This is a genomic window from Silicimonas algicola (assembly GCF_003970735.1).
Lineage (GTDB): Bacteria > Pseudomonadota > Alphaproteobacteria > Rhodobacterales > Rhodobacteraceae > Silicimonas > Silicimonas algicola.
This window is the reverse complement of sequence record NZ_CP034588.1, coordinates 303,350-328,290: the sequence shown is the minus strand read 5'-3', so window position 1 is coordinate 328,290 and position 24,941 is coordinate 303,350. Positions and strand designations below refer to the sequence as shown.

The window sequence follows — 24,941 nt, the reverse complement described above, 5'->3', positions numbered from 1 at the left end:
CCTCCCTGAAATCCGGTTTCTCTCCGGGTAAGACGGCTCGGCCTATAGCTGGACGCGGACCATCGAATAGCTGTACGGCGGCAGGCTTAGCGTCAGCTCGTCGCCGTCGATCTTCGCTCCCTCGCCCTTGCGCGGGGCGACGTTGTCGGGATTGTCCCTCGTGTTCCTGGCTTCCAGATCGTCGTGCTGGATCAAGGTGTGCGCCACGGATTTCGGCGTGCCGAAGCGTTCCAGCGCAAGGCTGACCTCGATCGGCTCTCCTCCGCTGCGGTTGACCGCGAAGAAGGTGACTGTGCCCGCGTCGGCGTCGTGGACGCCCGCGATGTCGAGCCAGCTCACCCCCGCCGCGATATCTGCGTCATAAGTGGGCGACCTGACGTCGAGGCGTAGCGCCGTGCCGCGGCCGTTGAGCGAGGCGAGCTGGAACGGGTGATAGATCGTCTGCCGCCAGGACGCCCCGCCCGGTTCGGTCATGATCGGGGCGATCACGTTCACGAGCTGCGCGATGCAGGCGATGCGGACCCGATCCGAGCGTCGGATGAAGGTATTCAGAATGCAGCCGACCTGGAGAACGTCCTCGAAGTTGTAGATGTCCTCGAGAAGGACAGGCGCATGCGGCCAGTCCCATTCGGCCATGCGCTTCGCGTCCGACTTGCGCTCGTGGTACCAGACGTTCCACTCGTCGAAGCTGATCTTCACGTCCCGCTTCGAGCGCTTCTTGGCCTTCACGTAGTCGATGATGCCCGAGACCGTGCCGATGTAGCGGTCCAGCTTGTGCGACAACGCGAGGTATTCGCGCGGGTTTTTCTGGTAGTTCTCGAAGTACATGTGGAGCGAGATGTAATCGACCTCGTCATAGGTCTCGTTCAGGACCGTCGACTCCCACTGGGGATAGGTCGGCATGTCGGAGTGCGACGACCCGCAGACCACCAGTTCCAGCGACTTGTCGAAGCCGCGGATCGCCTTCCCGGTCTCGTTGGCGAGCCGTCCGTACTCGGTCGCCGTCTTGTGACCGACCTGCCAGGGGCCGTCCATCTCGTTGCCGAGGCACCAGAGCCGGCAGTTCCACGGCTCGGCCTGGCCGTTCTTTTGGCGTAGGTCCGACCAGTAGGTCCCGCCGGGGTGGTTGACATATTCGACGAAGGCGCGCGCCTCGTCGAGCCCGCGAGAGCCGAGGTTAATGGCGAGCATCATCTCGGTGTTCGCCTTCTTCGCCCAGTCCGCGAACTCGTGGATGCCGACCTGGTTCGATTCCGAGGTGCGCCAGGCGAGATCGAGCCGCGTCGGCCGGTCCTCCTTCGGACCGATGCCGTCTTCCCAGTTGTAGGCCGACACGAAGTTGCCGCCCGGGTAGCGGCAGATCGGTGTGTCGAGGGCGCGGACGAGGTCGATCACGTCCTTCCGCATCCCCGCTTCGTCGGCCTCGGGATGGTCCGGTTCGTAGATGCCGGTGTAGACGGCGCGGCCGAGGTGCTCGAGAAATGACCCGTAGAGCCTGGGGTCGATCTCGGAAACGGCGTAATGCGCGTGGGCCGTTACCCTCGCTTCCATGCGGTCCTCCCTTTATATCCATTTTCCCGGTTCATACCGATGTTTCGGATATGCTCGCGCGATTGGAGGATTCGGTCAAGGACGCCCGTCAGATGATCCGCAGAATGATGTCCTGATCGTAGTTGCCGAAGCCGCGCCCGAAGATGTTGATGCCGCCGGGATGGTTCGCATCCTCTCGCACGCCGATCCTGACGCGGATCGAATGGTGCTCTTCAAGTGCCAGATCTCCGAGCCTCACGTTCGAGACTTTCACGCCGTCGACGTAGCTGCCGTCACCGTGGACGCGCCAGGTCTTGAGCATGCCGTACTGTGAGCCCGCGAGCTTCCACCATGGCGGGGTGAAGACGCCCCGCTTGTCGCCGAAGTCGCCCGGAGACGTCCATGTCGCCACATCGACGTCGTTGATCTCGAGAGAGATATCGGACGGCCAGTCGGCGCTCGTCCCCGGCACCTCGGAACTGAGCTCCATCGAGACCTCAATGGCCGAGACGTCCGTGTTTCTCAGGCGTGCGTTGTTCGGGAACTGGTACTCGACATAGCCCCGGCTGAACCACAAAAGGCCCGCCTTCATCCGGTCCGGGTCGGCAAAGGTGTTCGGCACGTCAAGAAGACCAATGATCCCCTCGGTCGAACACAGACCGCAGGGCGCCGACACCGTCCACCGCGTGTAGAGTCCGATCGGCATCGCGACGACGATCTCGTTCTCGCGCGTCTCCTGGCGCAGCTTACCGAGCGAGATCAGCACCTCGCTGCACGTGGCGGTGCAGATCTTCTGGCTGCCCTTGCGCGCCTTCTCGGTCACGGTCGACAGGAGACCTGCCGCCTCGAGCATCTGGACGCTCGACGAGATCGTGGACTGCGGCTGCTTCAGCGCCTCGGCCAGCTGGTTGATGTTCTTCGGACCCTCGAAGTCGAGCAGCCGCAGAATGGCGATGCGGACCGGACTAGCGAGCGCCCTGATGACCTCGAACTGGGTTTCCGGATCAACAAGCAGAGAGGCTTCGGATTTCATCACCTTCCACCCGTTCAATCGTGCGGTAGGCGGTTCGTACCCGATTTCCCGGTTCGGTTCCAGTCGAACGGTCAGGGCACGCCAGATCAGAGCTGAACGTCGATCTTCAAGAGTCGAACGTGCATCGCGACGGGGAGGTCTGGGCACCGGAGCTCAGGGCGCGCGAAGGAACCAGCCTCTCCTCGCCGACCCCTTCGAGTCCACGACGACCCACTTGATTCTGTAGCGACTGAAATTGAACGACCAAGATGCACCGCCGCCGATCCGGCGGCGGTGCCATTGCGATTACTTCTTGCCGGAACCCTTTTTGCCGGAGCCCGACTTCTTGTCGTCTTTGTCGTCCTTGCTGTTGGCCATCGTCTGTCTCCTACACCGCGCTGTTGCGGCTGATATTAAACCGATTGCCTGGGCGGCCGGTTCCCGTCGTCCAGCGGGACCGTCAGATCTGCCCAATGCCGTCGGCGGAACGATACGACGAAGCGACGCGTTCGCTGATCATCTGCTCGCGGTCGAAAAAGGAAACTCTCTGATGTGCCAATGCCGGATGACTCGTCGCGCGCTGCTTGGCCTTTCCGGGGCAGCGGCACTGCCGATGCTGGCCGGGTGCGATGACGTCAACCTGGTGTCCGACGAGACGGTCGAGACGATGGGACTCGAGGCCTGGGCGGACATCCGGCAATCGTCGCCCGTCGCCGCAGACTCTGAGATGCAGGCAGCGCTCAGCCAGGTGTCGACGCGACTTCTTCGGGCCGCGAACGAAGTGCCGGACGCGTGGGAGGTCCTGGTCTTCCGCGGACCCGAGATCAACGCCTTCGCGCTCCCGGGACGCAAGATCGGCGTCTACGAAGGCATGTTCGACGTGGTGGCGAATGAGGATCAGCTTGCCGCCATCGTCGGACACGAGATTGGACACCTTCAGGCGGAGCACAGCCAGGAACGCATGAATGCACAGGTCGCCAAGGGCTGGGGAATGCGAGCGCTGTCACTTGTCCTGCAGCTGGGCGAAGTTGAGTACGCTGCCGAAATTGCCGCCGCGCTCGGGATCGGGGTGGAATATGGACTTGTCCTGCCGTACTCGCGGCGGCAAGAGCTCGAGGCCGATCGACTGGGCCTGCTCACGATGGCCGACGCGGGATTCCGCCCTGAGCAGGCCGTAACGCTCTGGCAGCGGATGGACGCAGCAATTTCCGAGCGTGCGCCAGAATTTCTTGCGACGCATCCAGCGCCGCAGTCGCGGATCGCCGAGATCAAGGCGATGCTCGCGGAACTGCAATGAGTCGGAGGACCAGATCCCTGCTGCCAGCGCGTCGTTCGCCGCCGAGCGGACTTGGACAGCGGCGGACGTTTGCTGGCCCGCTTGAATGCGGAATGCAGATGCCCATCTTCCTTTGAGGCTGCGGGTCGACTCGCAATGCGGCATCACGCAGAGGATTTCGCGACATGAGCTTGTTCCCTACCGGCTTGCCCCGACTATTCACCGGCACGTCCGTCGCGGCTTTTTCTGCGGCGAGCAGCATGCCAGGCCAATCGCGGCTTGGCATCTGGCTTGTCCAAGTTGACCCGAGGTGACCAATACGACCGAGGCATTGGCCAGGCCGTTGCAGGCTGCGCCGCGTCGGCTGTCGACCGTCCTGCTCGCTCTCGACGAGCAATCGAGCGATGCAATCTCGTTGGGGGAGCTTGTGAGCGCGCTGCACGATCGCAGTTTCGCGCCACTGATGGTGATCTTCGCCGCACCGAACGTCCTGCTGTTCATCCCCGGATCGTCTTTCATCACGGGGCTTCCGCTGATCGTGATAGCCTGGCAGCTCGTCTGTGGACGGCCATCCGTCTGGCTGCCCGGTTTCCTGTCGGCGCGCAGCATAGATCATGCGAGGTTCTCGCGGATCGTCAGCGCGGTCCATCCTTGGGTCCTGCGCGTCGAGCGGCTGGCTCGTCCGCGCTATTGGCCCGCCTCATACCTGGTGGCGGAGGGTGCAGCGGGCTGCGCTGCTTTGGTCATGGCGACCTTCATGTTTCTGCCGATCCCTTTCGCCAACACCCTGCCCGCCATTTCGGTCATCATGCTGGCGATGGGTCTGGGCGAACGCGACGGGCTTTGGCTAACAGGCGGCCTGTTGCTCGCGCTGATCTCCACCGTCCTGGTGATCGCGCTTCTCGGCGCCGGGGCGGCTGGCGTACTGACACTCGTTACCTGAACCCGACAGTTGCCTCAGGGGGCAGAAAACCTGCGGATCGCTCTCACGACGTTGAACATAGCTAGGGAAAGCCTTTTTAAGACGTGGCTTAGCTGCCCCTAGGTTTTTTCGAGACGAGGTGTTTTCCTATCTGGACGAGATCATCAACCACATCCCGGCGGGAGCGGGACGCATGACAAGCGCCCATTCGCCTCGCATACTTCCGGGATGCCATCGACGCAGAAGTCGGGTGGGTCTTCGCCCTTTCATGCCGCTGTTCTGGCTCGAGATCTGATCACCTCACAGCTTTTCGCATCAGCTGTCCCCAGCCGGAGCCGCGATCCTGGCAAACCGTTGACGGTATCGTGCCGGTGTGACGCCGACCATCCGCTTGAAGAGACGCCGGAACGAATTCGGATCCTCGTAGCCGACGTCAAATGCGATGGCATCTACCGCCGACTTCTCCGTTTCCAGGAGCTGCTTGGCCTCTTCGATCCGGAGCGTCTGCACGTAGTCGATCGGAGCGTATCCGGTCGCCGCACGGAAGCGGCGCGCGAACGTTCGGGGTGACAGCCCGGAACGGCGCGCCATGACTGCTACAGGATTTTCCGTGCGGTAGTTGTCGGCGATCCAGCTCTGAACCTCTGCGACCACCGCATCGTCGTGGCGCTGCGGCCTCCGCGCCCCGGCGAACGGGAGCTGTCCCTCGCTGTGGTCGCCGAGGAGAAAGATCTTGGCCGCACGAACCGCCTCGGTTCCGCTGGAAAAGCGGGCGACGAGGTGAAGGGCCAGGTCGGCCCAGGCCGAGGCACCTCCGCTTGTCACGATCCGCCCGCCCTCGCCCGAAGGCGTCAGGATGCGCTGGGGCGCCAGCTCCACCGAGGGATAGTAGCGCTTCATCAACTCCACGATTGCCCAGTGCGTGGTCACGGTATGGCCGTCGAGCAGACCGGCCTCGGCGAGCATCACCGTCCCGGTGCAGACCGAGCAGATCATCGCGCCAGCGGCATAGCGCTCCCGCAGCCAAGCCGCCTCGGCCGGCCATTGCCCGCGAGGATCCCAGTCCGGCGGGAAGGCGAGATCGGAGACAATCACCACATCGGGGTTGCCAAGACCTTCATGCGGCGTGATCGACACGCCGAACCGGCTTGGCGGTGGCGTGCCATCCTTAGCGACGATGCGCGCGCGGATACGACCGCCGGTCGGCTTCTCGCCAGTCAGGATCTCCCAGTCCCGTCCAACCGACTGGAACACCTCGTAGAGCCCGTAGATCGAGGCGGGCGTGCTCTCGGGCAACACCAGCAAGGCGAAGTTGGGTTCATGACTTTCTTCGGTCGGCGCCGACATATGGCCAATTTGACCCGCTTTGGACCGGAATGCCCGTTAATAGCACGAAGACTTCGACCTATTCCAGCGCATCGACACACCAGTTGGAGTAAGAAATGACACAGCATATTGATGCGGCAGCATTCGACACCGGCAAGGCAGATGCGTTCCTGGATCGGGTGGCCGGCCTTGTCAACGACGGCGCCATTGCCGTCATGGTCGGTCTCGGGCATCGCACCGGTCTCTTCGATACGTTGGCCGGGATGCCGCTGGCGACCAGCACCGAACTCGCCGAAGAGGCCGCGCTTGCCGAACGCTACGTGCGCGAGTGGCTGGCGGTCATGGTTACCGCCCGGATCGTCGCTTTTGACCCGACGCGCGGCACCTACAGCCTGCCGGCGGAGCATGCTGCGAGCCTCACCCGCGGTGCGTCGCTCGGCAACCTGGCGGTCTACGCACAACACGTGGGCCTGCTCGGCCAAGTCCAGGAGCGTCTCCTCACGTGTTTCGAGACCGGCGAGGGCATGAGCTATGACGACTATCCATGTTTCCATCACCTTATGGCCGAAGACAGTGCGATGACCGTCACAGCGGGGCTGTTCGATCATATCCTGCCGCTGGTCCCGGGCATCGACCTCCGGCTCGAAGGCGGTATCGACGTGCTGGATGCGGGCTGCGGCCAAGGCCACGCCCTGATCGCGCTGGCTGCCCGCTATCCGCGAAGCCGGTTCGTCGGATATGATCTTAGCGGCGAAGCAATCAGTCACGCGGCGGAAGTCGCGCGGCGCGCCGGGCTGGAGAACCTGACCTTCGAAACCCGTGACCTGACGGGTTACGACGAGCGGGAGCGGTTCGATTTCATCGCCTCGTTCGACGCGGTCCATGACCAGAAGGACCCAGCGGGTCTGATCAGGGGCCTCAAGGGAGCGCTGAAGCCTGGCGGCGTTTACCTGATGCAGGACATCGGGGGGTCGGCGCGGCTCGAGAACAATCTCGACTTCCCCATGGCGTCGTTCCTCTACGCGATCTCCTGCGCGCATTGCACGCCGGTGTCACTCGGACAAGGCGGCGAAGGACTTGGTACGATGTGGGGCTGGGAGACGGCGGAAAGGATGCTTCGCGACGCCGGCTTCACCGATGTCAGCCGGCGCGTCTTGCCCCACGACCCGATGAATGTGTGGTTCGTCGCCTCCGAGTGACGGTCTTTCGCCACCTCTGCGGCGCGCCCAGCATCAAATTCCGAAGGCTCCCCCAAAAGACTCTCAACAAGGACGGCTCCGTCCGTCCTGCATGATCAAAGGAAAACACCGATGAAACGCTCGACTATCACTGCAACGTCCGCCGCTCTCGCCGGCTGTCTCACCTTCGCGGCTGTAGCCGCGAGAGCCGAACAGACCGCACTTGTTCTCTTCGAGACGAAGGGCGCACAGGCACTCCGGCAGGAGGGCATGGCCTTCCTTGAGATCGACCCCGAGGCGCCGGATTACGGCAAGATCCTCGCAAGGATCGATCTCCCCCCCGACATGATCGGGCACCACATCTTCTACAATCCCGCGCGAGATCGCGCGTACGTCACATCCCTCGGGCGCTCCGAACTTTGGGTCTTCGACGTCAGCGAGTTCCCGTACCGGCCGAACGTGGTGCCCGTCCCCGACTGCGTCGTCGGCGAAGACGTCACCTTTTCCGAAGCTCTGGATCGCTGGTATCTCAGTTGCATGGGCAGCTCTGTCGTCATCGTCGGCGACGCCCTGACCGACGAACCTCTGCGCACGATCACGCTCCCCCAACCCTGGCCGCATGGCATCACGGTTCACGACGGGATCGACCGCATTCTACTGACCAGCACGTCGAACCCGGCTGACTTTTCGCAGGCAGGGGAGACAATCACCGTTCTTCGCGCCAGTACCGAAGAGGTGCTTTCGACACACAAGGTGTCGGACAAGCCGTCGCCTTCAGGCGCGGAACCCGTCGAAATCTTCTTCGTTCCGGGCGTCGAGCCGCCGCTCGCCTATATAACCAACGTGACCGAGGGGACGCTCTGGACGGCCGAGTGGCAACCCGAGGCCGACGAGTTCGCGTTCCGCCAGGCGTTTGACTTCAGTTCGCTGGAGCAGGGCATGCCCCTCGAGGTCTACTTCGACGCGGCAGGTGACCGTGCCTACATCACCACGGCGCTCCCGGGGCATCTCGACGCATTCGACATCACCGATCCACAGTCGCCCCAGCATCTTTGGGCAGCCGAGGCTTCGCCGGGGGCGCACCACCTTGTGTTCTCGCCCGACGAACGCCGCGCCTATGTCCAGAATGGCCTCGCCAATATCGACGGCGTCAACGATGGCTCGATCTCCGTCATCGATCTGGAGACCGGGGGGAAAATTGACAGCATCGACACATTCAAGGATGCAGGTTTCACGATGAACATGATCGCATTGACGCCCGAGGCGCAGGACAACCACACGCATTGAGCCGACTTGGGAATGCGGTTCCTGACGTCCCGTCGCGAAGGTCAGGCCCATGCTGAATGCTGGCTGAGACTTGTCAGACATGTAGACGCAACGAACTCCAGTCTCTGACGGCCCGGTCCGAAAGGATCGGGCCGTCCTATGTCTCAGCGTGGGAACACCGATCTGACGCACCCGGGCAAGCGTGCTTCGTTGCAATCAAAGTCTGTCTTGCCCACAGTGCCTCCTTCCTTCGGTTCGCACGATCCGCCCGGCTGTACTCCTGCCGCCTACGAGAGCCACTTCAATTCACTGGGTGAGCGGATCGTCTGACGGGTCGATGTACCCGATATCGAACGGACCCGGACCGTGAATCTGCACGACAGTCTCGGAAGCAGTCCAGGCGAAGTGAGGGTGTCCCGCGGGCATCTCGATGAACCCGCCGGCAAGCAACGCGACAGATGCGCCACGGTCCAGCTTCTCCCCGTGGCCGACGTTGAACTCGCCCGAGATCACCGTGATGAGCTCGTCGCCACTGTGGGTGTGGGCTGGCACCTCGTAACCCCGAGGCAGTTTCAAGCGCAGGACGAACGGACCCTCTGCTGAGGGATTGCCGGACAGAACGGCAATCTGCGCCCCCTCCGGAAGAACGGGCGGCGCAGGAGCCCATGTCATTGTGTCGGGCAGTGCGGGGGCCGGTGGTTCGTGTGCCTGCGCCAAACTGGTGGACGTGAAGGCAAGGACGGCGAGCGCCGTGACGAGAGTAAGTCTTTGCATGATGGTTTTCCTAATGCATGAGGATCGGAAGTCGATCCCATCGCTCCCAAACACCATGAGCCCCGCTGCCCTCCAGTTCAGCGGTTGAATCGAGTGGATCTTCCGGTCGGCTGCATGCTCCAACATCGGCTTGGCGCAAGCCGACACTTTCATCACGGTCCGCAAGTCAAGCAACTGAAGTGCAATCGGATTCAACAGGGCGCCACGAGTTCATCGAGTGTATCGCCGTTGCTCTACAGGTTGCTCTACACCCTGAAAGGAGCCCTGGCAGGACCGAACCGATACAATAGGAGAACCACGGTCGATCAGCGCGAATCCCCCCGAGATTCCTGTCGCATTTTCAGCTCCCTTGTTCCACGACCTCAGGAAGATCCTTCGCATATGTCGATGTCACCTCTGGTGCACGAGCAGCGGTCGTCCGCTCTGATACTTCCGCTGAACTTGAGAGATTTATCGATCCAGCCGATCCGCGTTGCAGAGCGACGCACAGACAAGTGCCCGCATTGCAACGAGGATGACCCCTATGCCGGAGACTGGAATACTTACCCTTTCGAGGGCCGTCTCTGACCCGGAGAACTCCTTCCGCCGCAACCACAACGTCGCCCCGGCAATGCCTGCTCGACGGGCCGGCTGACTGCGCTCGGAGGTGTTCTCATGGCCAGGTTTTACCGCCCAGGCGTTGGTTTCAGCCCGCCCGAAATTCCACCTGCGCTTCGGGTGCAGGTGCTGCGGGCGACGGTCGAGGGCCGCCTGCTGATTGCCGCGGCTTCGCCAGTGGCCGTGCTTGGCCTTCTCAACATGGCGCTAGGCCTGACAGACATGGTCATGGTGGGGCGCTTCGACCCGCAGGGCCTCGCCGCGATCTTGGCGGTGGGAGATCTGCAGTCGATCGTCTTCAACTTCAGCGCGGGATTTGCCGGTCTGGTCGCGCCACATGTCGCCGCCGCTATCGGTGCTCGCGTCGCCTGGCAGGTCTGCACCATCGTGCAGCGGGTGGCCGTTCTTGTCGCAACGCTGGCTCTCCTTTGCGTCGCCCTGATCTGGAACTCGGCAGCAATCCTCGAGGCTGCGGGCGTCCACTTCGACCAACCGCAAGTCACCCGCGACTATGCCAGGTACATGGCGGGGGCCTACGCCTTCATGGTGCTCTTCGCCTTCGGTCGCCACGCGCTCACTGCGCTGGGCCGGTCACGTTTTGCGATCTGTGTGATCTTGCTTGCCCTGCCGCTGAACGCGACCGCGAACCAGGTCTTCATGGAAGGTGCATTCGGTTGGCCGGGGCTAGGCGCCGCCGGCGCAGGCCTCGCCTCGTTTGTCGTCGCTGCCGGAATGGGCGGATCGGTTATGGTCTATCTGTTCATGTCTCCGTCCTTCGGCCGTTATCGTACACCCGTAATGCCTCCGATCTTCGTCTTGCCCGAAATCCTCACGCTTCTCAGGCCTGCGCTTCTCATGGGGCTGGCAGCAGTCGCCGAAACCGGTCCTTTCCTTTGCGCCACGCTCTTGATCGGCGCCGTCGCGGCAGAGGATCTGATGGCCCACGGGCTCGCCTTCAGGGCGATGGCCGTCTGCTACCTGCTGCTTGCGGGTCTCGGTCAGGCGGTCACGTTGCGCATTGCATATCTTCGCGGTCGCTCAACGTCCCGACGAGAAGCGCATGCACTTTCTACTGCGAGACTCTTCGGTGCTGCACTCATGGCGGGGATACTCGTGCTGTTCTGCCTGAACCCAGAGATCGTCGCGTGGGCGGCAGCACGGAGTATCGGTAGCACCGACCCAAAGCTCATCGCCGATACGTCAGCGCTGCTGCCGCTGACTGGGTTCGCACTCACGGCGGCCGTTCCCGCTCACCTCGGTTGCGCTGTGCTGCGCGCGCGCGGCGAGGCGCTCAGCGCGCTCGTGGCTTTCGCCGTCGGTCATAGCTGCGTTGGCCTGGTGGCGATGGCTGCCTTCGGAGCAGCGGGCTTCGGCGCTGACGGAATCTGGAGTGGTCTCTTCCTCGGAGTTGGGTCCGGGTCGGCCGTTGCAATCTTGCGTCTGCAGTACGAGCGCTCCGTTTCCATTGGCCTTGCCACGGTGTAGGCCGCACTATCCAATCGTAGGGAGAGTCTGCAGATGCCCGCCAGAGAGACCATTGGATACGGACAGTTTTGCCCGATCGCCATGGCGTCTGAATTGTTGTGTCGCCGCTGGACCACCTTGATTCTTCGCGAAATGCTCTGCGGCAGCACCCAGTTCAACGACTTGCGTCGCGGCTTGCCGCGGATGTCGCCCGCACTGTTGTCGATGCGTCTTCGCGAGCTTGCCGAGGCCGGGCTGATCGAAAGACGCGGGCGCAAGGGAGCGACCTCCTACCACCTGACCCCAGCGGGCGAAGCTCTGAGGCCGGTGATCGTGGGCATGGGCGAATGGGCGCATCGCTGGATCGAAAGCTCTGCCTCGCTCGCCAACCTGGACCCATCGCTCCTGATGTGGGACATCCGCCGCAACCTGCAGCCCGAGCCCATGCCGGTCAGACGAGCGGTCGTCCAATTCCTTTACAAGAACCTGCCGGCCGGAAAAGACAAGTGGTGGCTGATCGTGGACGAGGGCAACGTCGACCTCTGCTACTCCGACCCGGGTTTCGACGTTGATCTTTACGTCGCCACCGATTTGCGGACGATGACCGCCATCTGGATGGGTTTCGCCGCGATCAAGGCGGAAGTAGAGGCCAGGCGAGTTTTTCTTGAAGGCGATGAACGTCTCGCCGCGACGGTCAGCAAGTGGCTCGGATACAGCCCGTTCGCCGTCAAAACAGCGAGTTAAGCCTGTTGGCCTTTCCTGCTCTCTCAAGTGGAGATAGACTACGTGATCTCTGAACGGGTCGAGCAAGCACGTCGACCGTTATCGGCTATGTGGAGCCATTCAGCGAGCGAGCAAGCTAAACCGTCCCTGTTTGGTGCCCACATACTGCACTAGGCCTTCTCGGGCTGATTGCAGGGACCGCGTCCGGATCTCGAAGACTCCGCTCAAGCCCTCGTATTTGCCTGAGCCACCCAACCACCTGCCAGTGCCGACATGTTGGGCGTCCAGCGGCTGCTCGTCGAACACGGCACTTTCGTAAATCTGGTCGCCATCGGCGTCGGTGTAAGTGCAGCTGACTTCCTGCTCGAAGGTCTTCCGGTTCTCGTCGACCGACCATGTGCCCAGGCAACGGCCCGTCTGATTGTGAAGGAAATCGGCATTGTCTGCGCTCATTGCAGTCAAGATCGAATTCGTCAGCCCAACAAAGCGACCGGGCCCAATCTGCAATGCTTCGACTTCGTTGTCGGCGTACCCAACAAAGTTCGCGGCAAATGGACCTTCGCCAGAGACGGATTGGGCCTGCGCCGATTGCAGAAACCCGAGTGTAATGACGACCCAAAGCGCGGTCGCAGAGACCGGATGAAAGAAACGCCTAGCACCCCACGGGATAGAGCATTGTGAGGACAGTACTGCCATCGGGAATCCGGTGCATTTCGGTCTGATCAGTATCATTGGAGATTCCTTGGTAGGCATTGATCGGTCTGACGGTGGTTTCTGCGCGCGGAGGACCCTGCGTCGGTGCAGCGCTGGCAGGAGTCACCCAAAGAGAGATGTCGCGCGGTGCGATGTCCGGCCGAGAGTCCTGGCGCCCGGATCCCAATACCTGCGACAGCAAGACCGCAGCCGATAGCCCCGCGACAAAAGCTCCCCACGCGCGAATGCGGACGGGTTCTGCTGGTTTGATCGAAGGAGCTCCGCGATGACGAAGACGTGGCCGGGGTCGCGTTTTCAGTGCCTCGCTCACCTCGGGGGCCGGTGCCACGCCAAGCTCCTTACGGAACAGATCGTGACACGCGAGGTGGGCTTTCAGTGCCGCTTGGCGTCGACCATGACGAACGCAAAGTGCAATCAGGGTAGCATGAGCTTCGTCCTGAAACGGTTCAAGCTCAAGCCAGCGCCGGGCGGCGGCTATGGCGGCGTCGCCTTCATTGCGTTCCGAGAGCACCTCGGCGGCCTTGGCGTGCAGGTCCGCACACAGACGGTCGCACTCGGTTTGGCGCGCTCGAAGCCACGTGTCGAAACCGAAGCTCCCGAGGTCCAAGTCAGCGCAGAAGCGGCCTCGCACCTCCATGGAATGCCTGACGATGGCATCGGACTGGCAAGTCGTCACTGCGGCCTGTGCTTCGATGAAATCCACGGACACCAGATCCGGGTTTATCCACACCTCACTTGCATCAGCCACGAGCACCTCGGCTGCGCTCCCGAGATGCGACCGCAGCCTGACCAGACATTGCCGCAACGAATGACGCGCATCGGATGTGCTTGACGCATCGCCCCACACTAGTTCGGCCAGTGCAGTGCGGCCCATACGCAGATCGCGCGAGGATGCCAGGCACGCCAGCATAGCCGTTGCTTTGGGGCCCGGTGTTGCCAGCAGCTTGCCGCAAGCATCCGTCAGGCGCAGATCGCCCAGAAAGGATAGGTGCAGGTTCGACATCTCGGACCGCCTCCAGGCTCACACCTAACATGGGCTCCTCAAAAAATCCTGCCAAAAGGCAAGATTTCCAGCCACCCACTGTCGCGTGACGGTCTGCGTGACGCTGTCGTGACGCGGTCCGCTGCAGAGGTGTTCTTCCAACAACGGCCCGAGCCGAATCAGAACAAGGAGAATGCCAGGTGAAAAATGTCCCCCGCACGCCGCTGGCTGCAATCTCGGCAGGCTTGCGTGACAACCGCCCGACAAGCAGCCGACACCGGTGCGTGCGCCAGCCGGCTTCGAACTGTGTGGCTCGTGTCAGCGGTTGCGATATCGGAATCCGTCATGATTGAATTCGTGTTGATCGCTTGTCTGGGCGGAGACATGGACACCTGCAGAACAGAAACTCGGCTCCTTACGGACATCACGCTGGTCCAGTGCATGATGGGCACCCAGTTTCTTGTTGCTGACTGGGCAGACGAGCATCCAGGCTGGTTCGTTCAGAAGCATTTCTGCCGCCAGTTCGATCCGACACGTACGAATGCCTGAACGCAAAGGATAACAGAAGGTCTGCTGGACAGCCCTATGGAAGCGCGCCGGGTCTTATGCCAGGTCAAAAACGCCGACAACAGATCGGACCCAACCGGGCGGCCGCGCAACTCGGGCTTTGTCATGCGACCATGAGATCGCCGGTCCCGATCGCGGGCACCGAGTTGGAGCTACGCCGGTCTTGCCAGCACCCTGCCCTGTCTTACGCCGATTTTATCGGACAGACCCGAGATAAGCTATTACCGCTGGTTATGCAGGAACGATGGATGCTCGGCCGTTCGGTCGCAGGAGGATCATTGAAGGTGGTCACACTTTGGCGAACCAGGCTCCGCCAGGACAGTGACGCAGACCCTTTTTCCCGAGCGGGGCTGGGCCCTCTCTGGGAGGCCACGCGCGATCTCCACGACGCAGCAGAAAGACACCCCGTAGCGAAACGAATGTCGTCAGGCACAACGAAACCAAAAGAGTGGGCCGACTGGCTGCATGCCCATTGGACGATCCAAAAGGTGCTTGATCCGCACCTGCCGTTTTGCGTTCGACGCTCGAATGCGCTGGCTCTTGACCTGTCCGCTCTATTGCCGGTGCGGGCGACGCCAAGTCCCTCGGCGGTAGATTTTGCCGCCGGGTTGACCAGCATCAAGGACATCTTAGGCGCAGCTTACCTGACGATCGGGGCCCATCGCCGAGGCGGCCGGGTGATCGAGAAGGCGATGCTGGCCGCTGGAAATCTCTTGCCTTCCAGGCACATAGTCTTTGACGATCCCAAGTCGGCAGAGCTGTTCGTGAAGCATCTGCGCGACGTGCCTGAAATCGCCAGCGGTGCACGCAAGGCCTTTTCCACCCTGATTGCCGTCATGGATGAGATCGAGGACCGCCGGTGAAAGATCGGCCCTTCGCGCTGCAGTGGTTCTGGAAAATTGTCCGGGAGGTCGCTATTGAGCGCACTATGGACGCTGTCACCCCAAAGACCCTTCACGGTATGATATGCTTCACGGGAAGAGCGATACGGGGAGGGTGGAGCGTCGATGGTGCTGAGCAGAGGTCGTTGTCAGACTCGCGCGCAGGCAAATGGCGTTGGACTTGGCGTGACTCCAGAGGCACGGGCTGGACGTTGACCGTCAACTGCCTCGAGAGCCTGATCACCCGCGGCGCAACATTCAACGGCTGCAGGTTGGATGCACGCAAGATGTCTCGACCGTTCGCCGGTTGGATGGCCCGTCTGGACCAGGCGAAATGTGCCGCATGTCCTGACCCGTTCTGACCGTGGACACCGTAAACCTCGATACATGCGACCGCGAACCGATCCACCTCATTGGAAAGGTACAGCCGCATGGCGCACTGATTGCCCTGAATGCCTCGAGTTTCGTGGCCGAGTACGCGAGCGTGAACACGGGAGAATTCGTCGGCTCGCCCCCCGAGGCGATCCTGGGCAAGAACATCGCGCAACTGATCGGGGAAGAGAACACTTCCCAGCTTCCGGATTTCCCGCTTGAACCGTCGATGCCGGACTTGCTGAAGCCGTGGTTCTTCAGCTTTGACGGTCGCGACGGCACGCCGATAAAAGTCGAATGCCTGCCGCACAGGAACAGGGACCACATCATCTTGGAGTTCCTTGAACCGGAGCCCGGTCCGGCCCCGGTCTGGGAAGACGAATACCTGCGGCGGGGCTTCATCTCGGAGCTCATCAAGCCCGACGCTCTGCACGAGCTTGCAGACGCGAGTGCGCGGATCATTCGGGATGTGACCGGGTTCGACCGGGTCATGATCTACCGGTTCGCGGAAGACAAGCATGGCGAGGTGATCGCGGAAAGCACCAGCCGGGTGCTGTCAGACTAATGCGAACCAGTCTCCGCAGGGCCGGTGACGCAGATCCTTACTCGGCATAGAGACCGCGCCATTCGGCTAGAGCGGCGGTGCGGTTCAACTTGAAAAGGCTTCGGCTTGAGAGGCTGCGTTCCTGGTTGAAGTGGTTCGAGACGGAGGCGTGGACGGAGGCAAACTTCTGCAGACATCGCATCTGACGAAAGCGCTGCATTGCCCGCTCCCGCCGTCGGAACGGGAGGTGAGAATTCTCCGCCCGGTTGTTCACCCATCGACCCATTTCGCGATCGTCGCCTCGCCCCATCTCCTTGAGGGCTGCGCCATAGGTGCGGAGGCGATCCGTCACCACCTCCTCAGGCCGGCCGTGACGCCTCATCGCTTTCCTGAGGAACTTCAGCGCTGCGGTCTTGTCCCGGGTCGTCGTGACGAAGCTTTCCAGAACCTCACCCTCATGATCGACGGCCCTCCAGAGATAATGCTGCCTGCCGTTGATCTTCACGAACATCTCGTCCAGGTGCCACCGCCACCGGCTCGAGCGCATGTCCTGGACCCGGCGCTTCCGGATCTCGGAGGCGAACATCGGACCGAGCCGGTTCCACCAGTACCGGACCGTCTCGTGGCTGACGTCGATGCCACGTTCGTGCAGCAGGTCCTCGACGTTGCGCAATGAGAGTGGGAAGCGGACGTAGAGCATCACGGCCAGGCGGATGATCTCGGGGCTCGTCTTGAAGTACTTGAAGGGGCTGCGTTTCGTCATCGGGCGAGGGTAGGGCGGGCACACTCCTGTCTCAAGGCAAGTTCTTCTGACACTGCCCTTTCGTCAGATGCGATGTCTGCAGAAGTTTGCCTCTGTCCACGCTTCTGTCTCGAACCACTTCAACCAGGACCGCAGCCTCTCCAGTCGAAACCTCTTCAAGCTGAACCGCACCGCCGCTCTTGCCGAGTGCCGCGGTCTCTATGCCGAGTAAGGGTCTGCGTCACCAACCTAGCGGAGACTGGTTCGCATTAGTCTGACAGCACGTGGAAGGCCATCGACGACTTCGCCAACTCCCGAGGTGCGGACGTCCTGGCACGCTTTACCGAGGTCGAGAGCGGGGGGAAGAACGAACGACCTGAACTGGTCAAGGCGCTGACCCTCGCCAAGCTCACCGGAGCGACCTTGGTGATTGCCAAGCTCGACCGGTTGAGCCGCAACGCGGCCTTCCTGCTGACGCTCCGGGTCCGCTACCTTTATACGAGCCAATAAAGATTTCAAAAAGCCATTCTTCGGTATCGACATAACGTGTGACAACTTAAGAGCCAATTTTGGGGTTTCCGCATTTGAATGATTTTTTTGTCGCCACACCTTGTCTCAACAAGAACTCATATTGAGGATGCGAAGCGCTGCCGATCAGAAAGTATAGCGCCGCCGTATGTATTTTTCGCCGACCTATGAAGCCGAGAAAACCGAATGCGCTAGTTTATCACGACGCTTGCATGCATTCCTGATTCATAATGGCCAGGGATTTCACATGTGATCTCCACAGGACCATCTGTCGTTTGCACAGGTACAATAAACCATTCAACCGTCCTGCCCGGACCAACTTCGACTTCCCTGATCGACCCTTTGACCTCAGTTATCAGATTGCCGTCGGCATCGGATGCCTCGATCTTGCGGGTGAATATGCGTTCACCCACTCCGTTCAGTGGGCACGCGGTCAAGTCGCGAGCATGTGGGGAGGATTTCCGACCATTTTACATTATATATCAATGGTTTAGGTGGTTGGCGGTGCTGTCAGACAAATGCGAACCAGTCTCCGCTAGGACAGCGACACTGCCCCTTAGGCGGCGCAAAGACTGCGCCATTTTGCTGCCTGCCGTTGATCTTCACGAACATCTCGTCCGGGTGCCACCGCCACCGGCTCGGGCGCAGGCCTGCACCCGGCGCTTTCGGATCCCAGAGGCCGTCTCGTGGCTCACATCGATGCCGCGTTCGTGGAGAAGATCTTCGACGTTCCGCAATGAGAGTGGGAAGCGGACGTAGAGCATGACGCAACAAGGATGATCTCAGGGGACGTTTTGAAGTACTTGAACGGTGATCGTTTGGGCATCGGAGCAGAGCAGGCCCAAGGCAGGTGCCTCTGACACTACTGGCGCAGCACTGCAAGACAAAACGACCGCACTCATCCTTGAGATATTGTCTCCTCCAGCGGCCGTCTCGTGGCCGGCTTCGCACCCGGAACCGCGTCGCCGGCCACACCAGCCGTAGCGCCACGAACCGTCAAGCACTAAGACTGCAACCGGACCTTCAATCGGGGCAGGTTAAAGTTTTCGTGCCGCACTTGGTCACCGTTCGCGGCCGATCTGTCTTGCGCGCGGACACCCCTCGCAACAAAATGTTTCCCCTATGGGAACAAAATAGCCAAAATCGTGTTATTGGTTCGTCCAGTCTTGCCGCTGGGCGGCAGCAGGGAGAACGGTTTGAGACATACGCCGCAACGCCAGCGCACCATTACAGGCCATGAGACGTGCTTGCGCGCGAGGGCCGGCGCGGGCCGGGCCTGGCACTATTCGGCGGCAGGCTCGGACACAGGCAGAGAGGAATTCCGCAGTGGGGCACGCTGCTGCCGCGGGAAGCGCCAAGAGTACTGGGCATTAAGCGTTCGGCAGTATTTCGCCCGCGCGTCGCGAATTTCTGCTGCCGCCGGTCGCGGCCCCCCTGCGCCATTGTCAGTCCTGATGTTGTAACAGTAGCGTGTCTGTTGAAAGGCAGCGGCCCGACATTTCGGAATCGTGTCAAAATTTGAACACAATCGGGTGGAAGGCTGCATGAGAGGACAAACAAGGATGAACGATATGATGGTTGGTCTTGTTCTTGCCGGCATGCTCATCGGTGCGATGGCCGCGGCTGTCTGGATCGGGACCGGCGGTTCACTCCTTCTCGCTTTCGCCCTCTACGGGATCGTGGCGGCACTATTCGTCGTGATCGGTGCCGGCGCCGCTTACCTCGCTGCCGCCCGGCGCGGCCTGGCGTCGGTGGCCTACACGCTGGGTCGGACGAGCCGATAGGCATCGGTCTCAGCGGCACGTGATGCGCCGCCGCGCCGATCTTCCCTCCCACACCCGTGAATTGGCTTTCCGTCCGGTTTCACCGATCACCGATTCCCCGCCGCACCAGCGCGCCCCCCACCGATCCGCTCTCTGACCAGCATAAGGTCCCATTCTGTGTTGGCCGGCCGCGGCGACGGCTGACCCCGGGTAAAAAAACTTCGTGCAATTCGGGGAAACGCGCTTGCCCGGGAAACGCACGATCGCCGACGTCATCGTCGAAGGACCGATCGGATCGCGCTAAAGGGCAAGAACGAGATTCGCATGTCCAAAAAGGCCCGATCCGGGCACGTGCGGAAATCTGCGACGATGTCGCGATCCTCGGTCGCCGGGTCGTGCCGGTCCAGGCGCGCGGGCCACCGGCAATCGCGCTTGCCTCCGACCACGGCCGGTACTGCAACGCGAAACGGCGAGCAACCTGCCGTCGATGTTTCAGCACCGACTCCAAAACCTCCAGATCACGTGCACAAGGGCGTCGGCCACGACGTTGAGGTGCGCCATCCCTGCGCGTCCGGGCAAAGAGATAAGCGAAAACGCGATGCGGTGCGGAAGACGTAGTCATGTGCTGCAGCAGCCCGGCGACTTTTTAATACAGATAGCGGACATTCAGTAGCTGTGGCCGCGACCTGACGGTCATGCTCGCTAGGTTGGGTGTGAGATAACGAGTGAGGCGTCGGCTCGAGCTCGAATATGGCGGCGGCGACTCGGCCCTCATGAACCCGCCCACGGTCCTGGTCCTGCAGACGGTCGGCGGCGAACTCGATTCGACTCCCACGGCGTGAACCATACGTTCGATCCCGGCGACCGGTCCTTCCCCGGCGGCTATGACATGTCGTTCAACCGGCTCTCGCGCCAGGCAGGGGCGACGAGTACACCTACTCGCTGTGCATCCGGACGGGGATATAGTCGACTTTCTCGCGTCATCGGCGATCCGACGACGGACGTTCAGCTCCCGACGGTTGGGACAGCGACCTATTGCGGGTCCGTTTCGCAGAGATCTTCCGGCCCGTCTCCGTGGCCAGAGAGGCGCCGTGACGATGGCTATGTAACCGCAGCGCAGGCGTGGACTGGCAACCGGGCTACAACATGCGGAATGAATCAGCGCCTATCGCACCGCGGCGCGGTAGACCTCAAGGGTTTCGTCGAGCATGCGCGAAACCTGCAAGTCCTCGAGAAACAACCGTCGGGCAGCGGCACCGACGCGCCTGCGCTGGTCGGGAGACTCGGCCAGGTCCTGGACACGCCGACGAATGTCGGCCACGTCGCCGACGCGATGGAAGAATATGGTTTCGCCGTCCAGGAAGATATCGTCAGTCCCCTCAAGCCTTGACGCCAGCACGGGCACAGATTGCCGCGCCGCCTCCAGCACCGTGTAGGGCAGGCCTTCGCTGAGCGATGGCAGACACAGAAGGTCGGTCCGGGTCAGGATCGACGCGATGTCGTCGCGAAAACCTGAAAAATGCACGTATCCCTCGAGCCCGGCAGCCGCGACCTGCTCGCGAAGACGTCGCTCCTCTCGGCCCGTGCCGACGACGAGAAGCCGGATTTTTTCCTCGCCGGTTGTGACCATCTCTTGCAGAGCGTCGATCAGGAAGCGATGCCCCTTGCGCGGGTCAAGGCGGCCTATCATGGCCAGCACCACGGAATCCTCCGGCCAACCGGTCTCGGTGGATAGGTCGAACGGCGGAGGTGGTGCCGCGAGGGCTTCCATCCCATTGCGGCTGAGAATGACCGCGGAGGAGGGGATCCCGAGCGTCTCGACCAAGTAGTTCACGACGTTTGACGAAACCGCGATGAAGCGAAAGCCCGCGATCCGGCAGAGCCAGAGAGCAGCTTCGTGCAGCCATTGCCGAAGCCGCCCATCGTGATCCTCGCGATAAACGGAATGCACTGTTGCGACGCGACCCTTTACCCCGGTCGCCAACACGGCGAGCGCCGCCCAGTACTGTGATTGCGTGTTGTGCGCATCCACGAGGCCGATTCTGGCGTGGCGGACAAGACGGACTAGATCGATCACTATGCGTGGGTCAGCTCTGCGGCGGGAAATGGCGACGACGGGAATGCCTTCCTGCAGGAGAGTCTGATGAAGGCGCGATCCTTCGATCACCACAACCCGGAAGACCGCGCCGTTGTGGTGCAACTCCCGCGCTGTCTGCACGATTCGCACGTCCACCCCACCATGCCGGATTGCGAGGCACACGACGAGGAGAGGCGGCAGACTCGCGGTGGCCTCCAGATGTGGAGGCTCTTCGCTTCGGGCGGCTTTACGTTGAGGCAGCATGTCATTCTGAACGAGCGTCGGCGAGGGCGTCCGGCTAAAGCGTCGGTCGCACGCGCACTTGGCCGCAATTGTCAACCGAGAGCAAGTCCGTTTTTGCTCACTCGACATGACGCGAGCGCCACGCACGGCGCTGTGAGCAAACCGGAGAGCAGGGGCACGAGATACGTCAGGCCAAGCCACGGCCTGCTGGACGGTCGGCGGGTCCGGGACACGGCTGTTTTGGGCGCAAAACAGCCCGTTGCGGGTCGCCGCTTGCAGATGCACAGCCTTGTCCTGTCGCGAATGGACGTTCCCCCTTCGGTTGTTGCCACGCCATCTGACGCGTGCTCCCAGCCCCGTTCAGCACGGCGGAGGTCAGTTCGCCTTGCGCAGGAAGTCGCGCACTTTCCGAACGGCTTCAGCATCGAAGAGCACCATCAATGCGGCGTACATGGCGATGCCCACGGTGGTCGCGAGAGCAAGCGACGCGACCCGCGAGACATCTGCAAGGCCCTGCACGAACAGGACACCTGCGCCCATGAGGAGCGCGAAGGTGGCCGGTCGCAGCACCGCGGCGACGACTTGGGTAATTGACGCCACGCCGATCGCGTGCGTCACCACGACGCGCGCGATCCCGGCAAGGCATTCGCAGACGAAGAGCGCGATCGCGATGGCGGTGAGATCCTTAAAGATCGCGGCAACGGTCCACAGGACCGGCACGATGATGGCGGCCTCGACGATGTTGACGATCATCAGCGTCCTGGGACGACCGGTCGCCTTGAGGAGGTCGCCAATGGTCCATCCGAGTGTCTGCGGGATCCCGATGAGCGCGAGGAAGACCAGTGCCGGCGCCGCGTACTCATAGGATTCGCCGAAAACGAGCGGCACAAGATCCGACGCTACGACCGAAATTCCGATCGAGATGGGGGCGATCAAGGCCATGCAGCCATGGATCGTGCTCAGAAAGATCCTTTGCAATCCGCTCTCGTAGCGACCAGCCTCGATGAAGCTCGGAAAGACAACGCGGGTAATCGCGCCGTTGATCCCGGAGATCATGATCTCCGGCAGGCGCGAGGCCAGAAAGTAGCCGGCCAGCGCAATTTCGCCAACCCAGACCGCGATTGCCGCCTGGTCGGATCGCATTCGCAGCACGAAGACAAGTCCCGTGACGAATATGTTTACTCCGTAGCCAAGCAGTGACCGCGCCCGATCCCGCGAAAAAGGAGCGCCGACGAACTTCGGCATGTCCGGGCGCCAGAGGATGAATGTCGACCTGATCACACTGCCGGTTAGGTGACCGATCGCGAAGCTTGTCGGCCCAAAGCCGAGAAAGACGGTAAGAAACGTCACTAGCGCCTTGGACGTCACGCCGAGTATCTCGGCGACGGCAACTTCGTTGAAGCGCATAAGGCGCAGAAGAATAGATTCATGGATTGCGCCGGCTGCCTGCACCGGGAAGAAGAACGCCATGACCGCCAGCAGTTCTCCAAGCTGATGGCGGTCGAAGCCCCCCGCCAGAACGCCCGAGACAGCAAGCGTCGCAGTCGCCTGGATCGCACTGAGCCCAAGGACAAGGTAGAAGGCCGTGGCGAGAGTCTCGGCCGTTCCGGTGGGCTCGAACACTATCGCATCGCGTAGCCCAAAGTCCCGCGCGACATCCACGAAATAGACGATGAGCAGAGCGGTCGCGACAAGTCCCATGTCGGCCGGCGAAAGCAGGCGGGCGAGACCAACTGTCGTGAGGAAATTGATGAGTCGCGAAAAGACGTAGGACGACAGCGTGATCGACAGCCCACGCGCCATCTTGCTCCCGTAGCCGCTCGAAGGGCCCCTCTTCACGCTTGCATTCTCACTTCGGTGGTTGCGGTCACAGCCCGACATGTTGTGAGGCACTGGCCTCACATCCTCTCACTTGGGCCCCTGCCGACGAGTCGAGCGATAGGACGGCGCCCATGAATCCTCATGTGCCTGTACTGTGCGAAATATGCCAGCATCGTCCTGGAGATGCACATCGTAATCATCTAGCCGCTCCGGTTGCGACACATTCGTGCACAATTCGAGTATTGCCACGGTCATGGCGCTGCTTCATGCACAGTGCCCTTTTGCCTCCTAGACGGGAGAGGCCACTCCAGTCGAAGTGGGTAGGGCACGCCTTCACCATGCCGCATCAACCGGCATCTTCATTTCGGTGTGCGGTTCGAAGCGGTCGCCGGCGAGAAGCGGGTCACGAGCCGAACAGCCTCTACATCTATTCCTCTCCGAGAGCCAAATTCGTTTGGCGGCACACCGCGTGAACGCCGCCATGCGCCCGCGCACCGTACCTTGGGGGTTTCCGATGCAAAAAACGTTCATCAAAGCGGACGCGGCTGTCGACGGAAAGGCGACGAGCGCGAAAAAGACTTTGGACCTCTGTGCCCATCATGCTAAGGGAATGGCATTGACGTGATGGGGAACGTTCGGCCGGTAACGATATTTCGACCTAGTTCAGTGTTAACTGGCTTGGTCCGTGTGTGGATAGGAGGTGCGACTTCAATCCGGCTGGCCAATGAGCTAGGGCTGAATGTTCGACGATGCTGCTCTTCCGGTCTTGCCGAACGAGCCCCTTCACGGTGTTCGGAGCCGATGTCGCTCGTGCGTCGTGACTCTAGTAGTGTCGTGGCTCTTGTAGAGTAGCTTTGGGGGTGCGTAGTGGAAACGTTGCAGCAAGATCAAGTTGCGTTTGACATTGTTGAAGAGATTGATGTTCTGCCGAGCTCCGTGAATGCACGCATAGTGGCGGCCTCGGATGTCATATCTCGGGTGTCTCCGACGAAGATGCCGTATCCGTTCCTGAAGCGCGTTCTAGACCTGGCCTTTGTTGCGGCTGCAGCTGCGCCACTAACGATCATTGCGCCCTTCATCGCGGCGGCCATCTATCTCGAAGATCGAGGCCCGGTCTTCTACGCGCACAAGCGCACCGGAAAGGGCGGCAAGACCTTCAGGATGCTGAAGTTCAGAACCATGGTTCCGGATGCAGATGAGCGGAAGGGCGAAATCATCCACCTCAATGAGTGCCGGGGAAGCTTTAAGATGACCAACGATCCACGCATTACGCGCGTCGGACGCTTTCTGCGCGTGACGAGTCTGGACGAGATCCCACAGCTTCTGAACGTCTTGATGGGGCATATGACGCTAGTAGGACCGCGCGCTTGCTCCGTGCCGGCGCAGGACTATGCAGCGTACCAACTTAAGCGTCTGGACGTCGCGCCAGGAGTAATCGGCCCGGCACAGATCTGGATTCGGCACGCGCATTTCGATGAGAAAGTCGAACTGGAACTCGTGTATCTGGATCGCCAGAGCCTCAAGCTCGACATCTATCTTCTCTTCCGGGCACTGCTGGTCCTTCTGCGGCCTAATGGAGTATAAACCCTGGCTACACGTAACGGCAGAGTTGAGCCGTCCCTTGTCGGGATCGCACTCG

Annotated in this window: 21 protein-coding genes and 2 pseudogenes; 13 read left to right on the top strand and 10 right to left on the bottom strand. The window is 61.6% G+C overall.

Features of this window, described 5'->3' with window-relative positions; all coding sequences use genetic code 11:
• Nucleotides 1-42: 42 nt before the first annotated feature.
• Both arfA and EF888_RS01640 read right to left on the bottom strand, forming a co-directional pair.
• A complete protein-coding gene (arfA, locus tag EF888_RS01645; RefSeq protein WP_109757153.1) occupies nt 43-1,551 on the bottom strand; it encodes an arabinosylfuranosidase ArfA in 1,509 nt (502 codons plus the stop codon).
• Between the two features lie 88 nt (nt 1,552-1,639).
• Entirely contained in the window at nt 1,640-2,563 is a 924-nt protein-coding gene (locus EF888_RS01640; RefSeq protein ID WP_109757900.1) for an ArsR/SmtB family transcription factor, read from the bottom strand.
• Between the two features lie 235 nt (nt 2,564-2,798).
• Here EF888_RS01640 and EF888_RS01635 point away from each other — a divergent pair, with 235 nt between their 5' ends.
• Nucleotides 2,799-3,839, top strand: a complete 1,041-nt coding sequence (locus tag EF888_RS01635; RefSeq protein ID WP_126918465.1) for a M48 family metallopeptidase — start codon at nt 2,799-2,801, stop codon at nt 3,837-3,839.
• A 289-nt stretch (nt 3,840-4,128) separates the two neighbouring features.
• Nucleotides 4,129-4,761, top strand: coding sequence for an exopolysaccharide biosynthesis protein (locus EF888_RS01630; RefSeq protein ID WP_109757151.1), 633 nt, complete (start codon nt 4,129-4,131; stop codon nt 4,759-4,761).
• 294 nt (nt 4,762-5,055) lie between these two features.
• Here the strand turns inward: EF888_RS01630 and EF888_RS01625 are convergent, their stop codons facing one another.
• Nucleotides 5,056-6,087 (bottom strand): GlxA family transcriptional regulator, encoded by a 1,032-nt coding sequence (locus tag EF888_RS01625; RefSeq protein ID WP_109757150.1) that lies wholly within the window; start codon nt 6,085-6,087, stop codon nt 5,056-5,058.
• Nucleotides 6,088-6,182: 95 nt separating this feature from the next.
• Here EF888_RS01625 and EF888_RS01620 point away from each other — a divergent pair, with 95 nt between their 5' ends.
• Complete coding sequence (locus tag EF888_RS01620; protein ID WP_109757149.1) at nt 6,183-7,265, top strand: class I SAM-dependent methyltransferase; 1,083 nt, start codon at nt 6,183-6,185, stop codon at nt 7,263-7,265.
• Between the two features lie 111 nt (nt 7,266-7,376).
• Nucleotides 7,377-8,531: a YncE family protein gene (locus tag EF888_RS01615; protein ID WP_206508404.1), complete on the top strand. Its 1,155-nt coding sequence runs from the start codon at nt 7,377-7,379 to the stop codon at nt 8,529-8,531.
• A 285-nt stretch (nt 8,532-8,816) separates the two neighbouring features.
• Here the strand turns inward: EF888_RS01615 and EF888_RS01610 are convergent, their stop codons facing one another.
• On the bottom strand, nt 8,817-9,284 hold the full coding sequence (locus EF888_RS01610) for a cupin domain-containing protein (protein WP_109757898.1): 468 nt from the start codon (nt 9,282-9,284) through the stop codon (nt 8,817-8,819).
• 654 nt (nt 9,285-9,938) lie between these two features.
• Here EF888_RS01610 and EF888_RS01605 point away from each other — a divergent pair.
• Nucleotides 9,939-11,366: an MATE family efflux transporter gene (locus EF888_RS01605; protein ID WP_109757148.1), complete on the top strand. Its 1,428-nt coding sequence runs from the start codon at nt 9,939-9,941 to the stop codon at nt 11,364-11,366.
• Nucleotides 11,367-11,399: 33 nt separating this feature from the next.
• Nucleotides 11,400-12,089 carry a winged helix-turn-helix transcriptional regulator gene (locus EF888_RS01600; RefSeq protein WP_109757147.1) on the top strand — a complete coding sequence of 230 codons (690 nt, stop codon included), beginning with the start codon at nt 11,400-11,402 and terminating at the stop codon, nt 12,087-12,089.
• A gap of 99 nt (nt 12,090-12,188) precedes the next feature.
• On the opposite strand, the gene EF888_RS01595 is transcribed toward EF888_RS01600, so the two are convergent.
• Nucleotides 12,189-12,764, bottom strand: coding sequence for a hypothetical protein (locus EF888_RS01595; RefSeq protein WP_126918464.1), 576 nt, complete (start codon nt 12,762-12,764; stop codon nt 12,189-12,191).
• A complete protein-coding gene (locus EF888_RS01590) occupies nt 12,721-13,785 on the bottom strand; it encodes an AfsR/SARP family transcriptional regulator (RefSeq protein WP_109757145.1) in 1,065 nt (354 codons plus the stop codon). The genes EF888_RS01595 and EF888_RS01590 overlap by 44 nt, the downstream gene beginning before the upstream one ends.
• Before the next feature lie 324 nt (nt 13,786-14,109).
• Between EF888_RS01590 and EF888_RS01585 the strand changes: the two genes are divergently transcribed.
• From EF888_RS01585 to EF888_RS01575, 3 genes are all read left to right on the top strand, one after another.
• Nucleotides 14,110-14,313: a hypothetical protein gene (locus EF888_RS01585; protein WP_109757144.1), complete on the top strand. Its 204-nt coding sequence runs from the start codon at nt 14,110-14,112 to the stop codon at nt 14,311-14,313.
• A 437-nt stretch (nt 14,314-14,750) separates the two neighbouring features.
• The gene (locus tag EF888_RS01580; RefSeq protein WP_109757143.1) at nt 14,751-15,194 is read left to right on the top strand and encodes a hypothetical protein; all 444 of its coding nucleotides are present in this window, start codon (nt 14,751-14,753) and stop codon (nt 15,192-15,194) included.
• Between the two features lie 382 nt (nt 15,195-15,576).
• Nucleotides 15,577-16,149: a phytochrome family protein gene (locus EF888_RS01575; RefSeq protein ID WP_164721547.1), complete on the top strand. Its 573-nt coding sequence runs from the start codon at nt 15,577-15,579 to the stop codon at nt 16,147-16,149.
• Nucleotides 16,150-16,186: 37 nt separating this feature from the next.
• On the opposite strand, the gene EF888_RS01570 is transcribed toward EF888_RS01575, so the two are convergent.
• A complete protein-coding gene (locus EF888_RS01570; RefSeq protein ID WP_109757140.1) occupies nt 16,187-16,891 on the bottom strand; it encodes an IS6 family transposase in 705 nt (234 codons plus the stop codon).
• A gap of 52 nt (nt 16,892-16,943) precedes the next feature.
• Here EF888_RS01570 and EF888_RS22120 point away from each other — a divergent pair.
• Together EF888_RS22120 and EF888_RS01560 are read left to right on the top strand one after the other, a co-directional pair.
• Nucleotides 16,944-17,102: pseudogene (locus tag EF888_RS22120) on the top strand (IS6 family transposase); the annotation flags it as partial.
• Nucleotides 17,103-17,164: 62 nt separating this feature from the next.
• Nucleotides 17,165-17,380 carry a recombinase family protein gene (locus EF888_RS01560; protein WP_109757139.1) on the top strand — a complete coding sequence of 72 codons (216 nt, stop codon included), beginning with the start codon at nt 17,165-17,167 and terminating at the stop codon, nt 17,378-17,380.
• Between the two features lie 606 nt (nt 17,381-17,986).
• Here the strand turns inward: EF888_RS01560 and EF888_RS22550 are convergent.
• A pseudogene (locus EF888_RS22550) lies at nt 17,987-18,224 on the bottom strand (IS6 family transposase); the annotation flags it as partial.
• 736 nt (nt 18,225-18,960) lie between these two features.
• Between EF888_RS22550 and EF888_RS01550 the strand changes: the two are divergent.
• Nucleotides 18,961-19,182 carry a hypothetical protein gene (locus tag EF888_RS01550; RefSeq protein WP_109757138.1) on the top strand — a complete coding sequence of 74 codons (222 nt, stop codon included), beginning with the start codon at nt 18,961-18,963 and terminating at the stop codon, nt 19,180-19,182.
• Between the two features lie 1,144 nt (nt 19,183-20,326).
• Here EF888_RS01550 and EF888_RS01545 read toward each other — a convergent pair.
• Complete coding sequence (locus tag EF888_RS01545; protein ID WP_164721546.1) at nt 20,327-21,577, bottom strand: glycosyltransferase family 4 protein; 1,251 nt, start codon at nt 21,575-21,577, stop codon at nt 20,327-20,329.
• 279 nt (nt 21,578-21,856) lie between these two features.
• Nucleotides 21,857-23,284, bottom strand: coding sequence for an oligosaccharide flippase family protein (locus EF888_RS01540; RefSeq protein WP_164721545.1), 1,428 nt, complete (start codon nt 23,282-23,284; stop codon nt 21,857-21,859).
• Nucleotides 23,285-24,169: 885 nt separating this feature from the next.
• Here EF888_RS01540 and EF888_RS01535 point away from each other — a divergent pair.
• Nucleotides 24,170-24,886 (top strand): sugar transferase, encoded by a 717-nt coding sequence (locus tag EF888_RS01535; RefSeq protein ID WP_206508403.1) that lies wholly within the window; start codon nt 24,170-24,172, stop codon nt 24,884-24,886.
• The last annotated feature ends 55 nt before the right edge of the window (nt 24,887-24,941 follow it).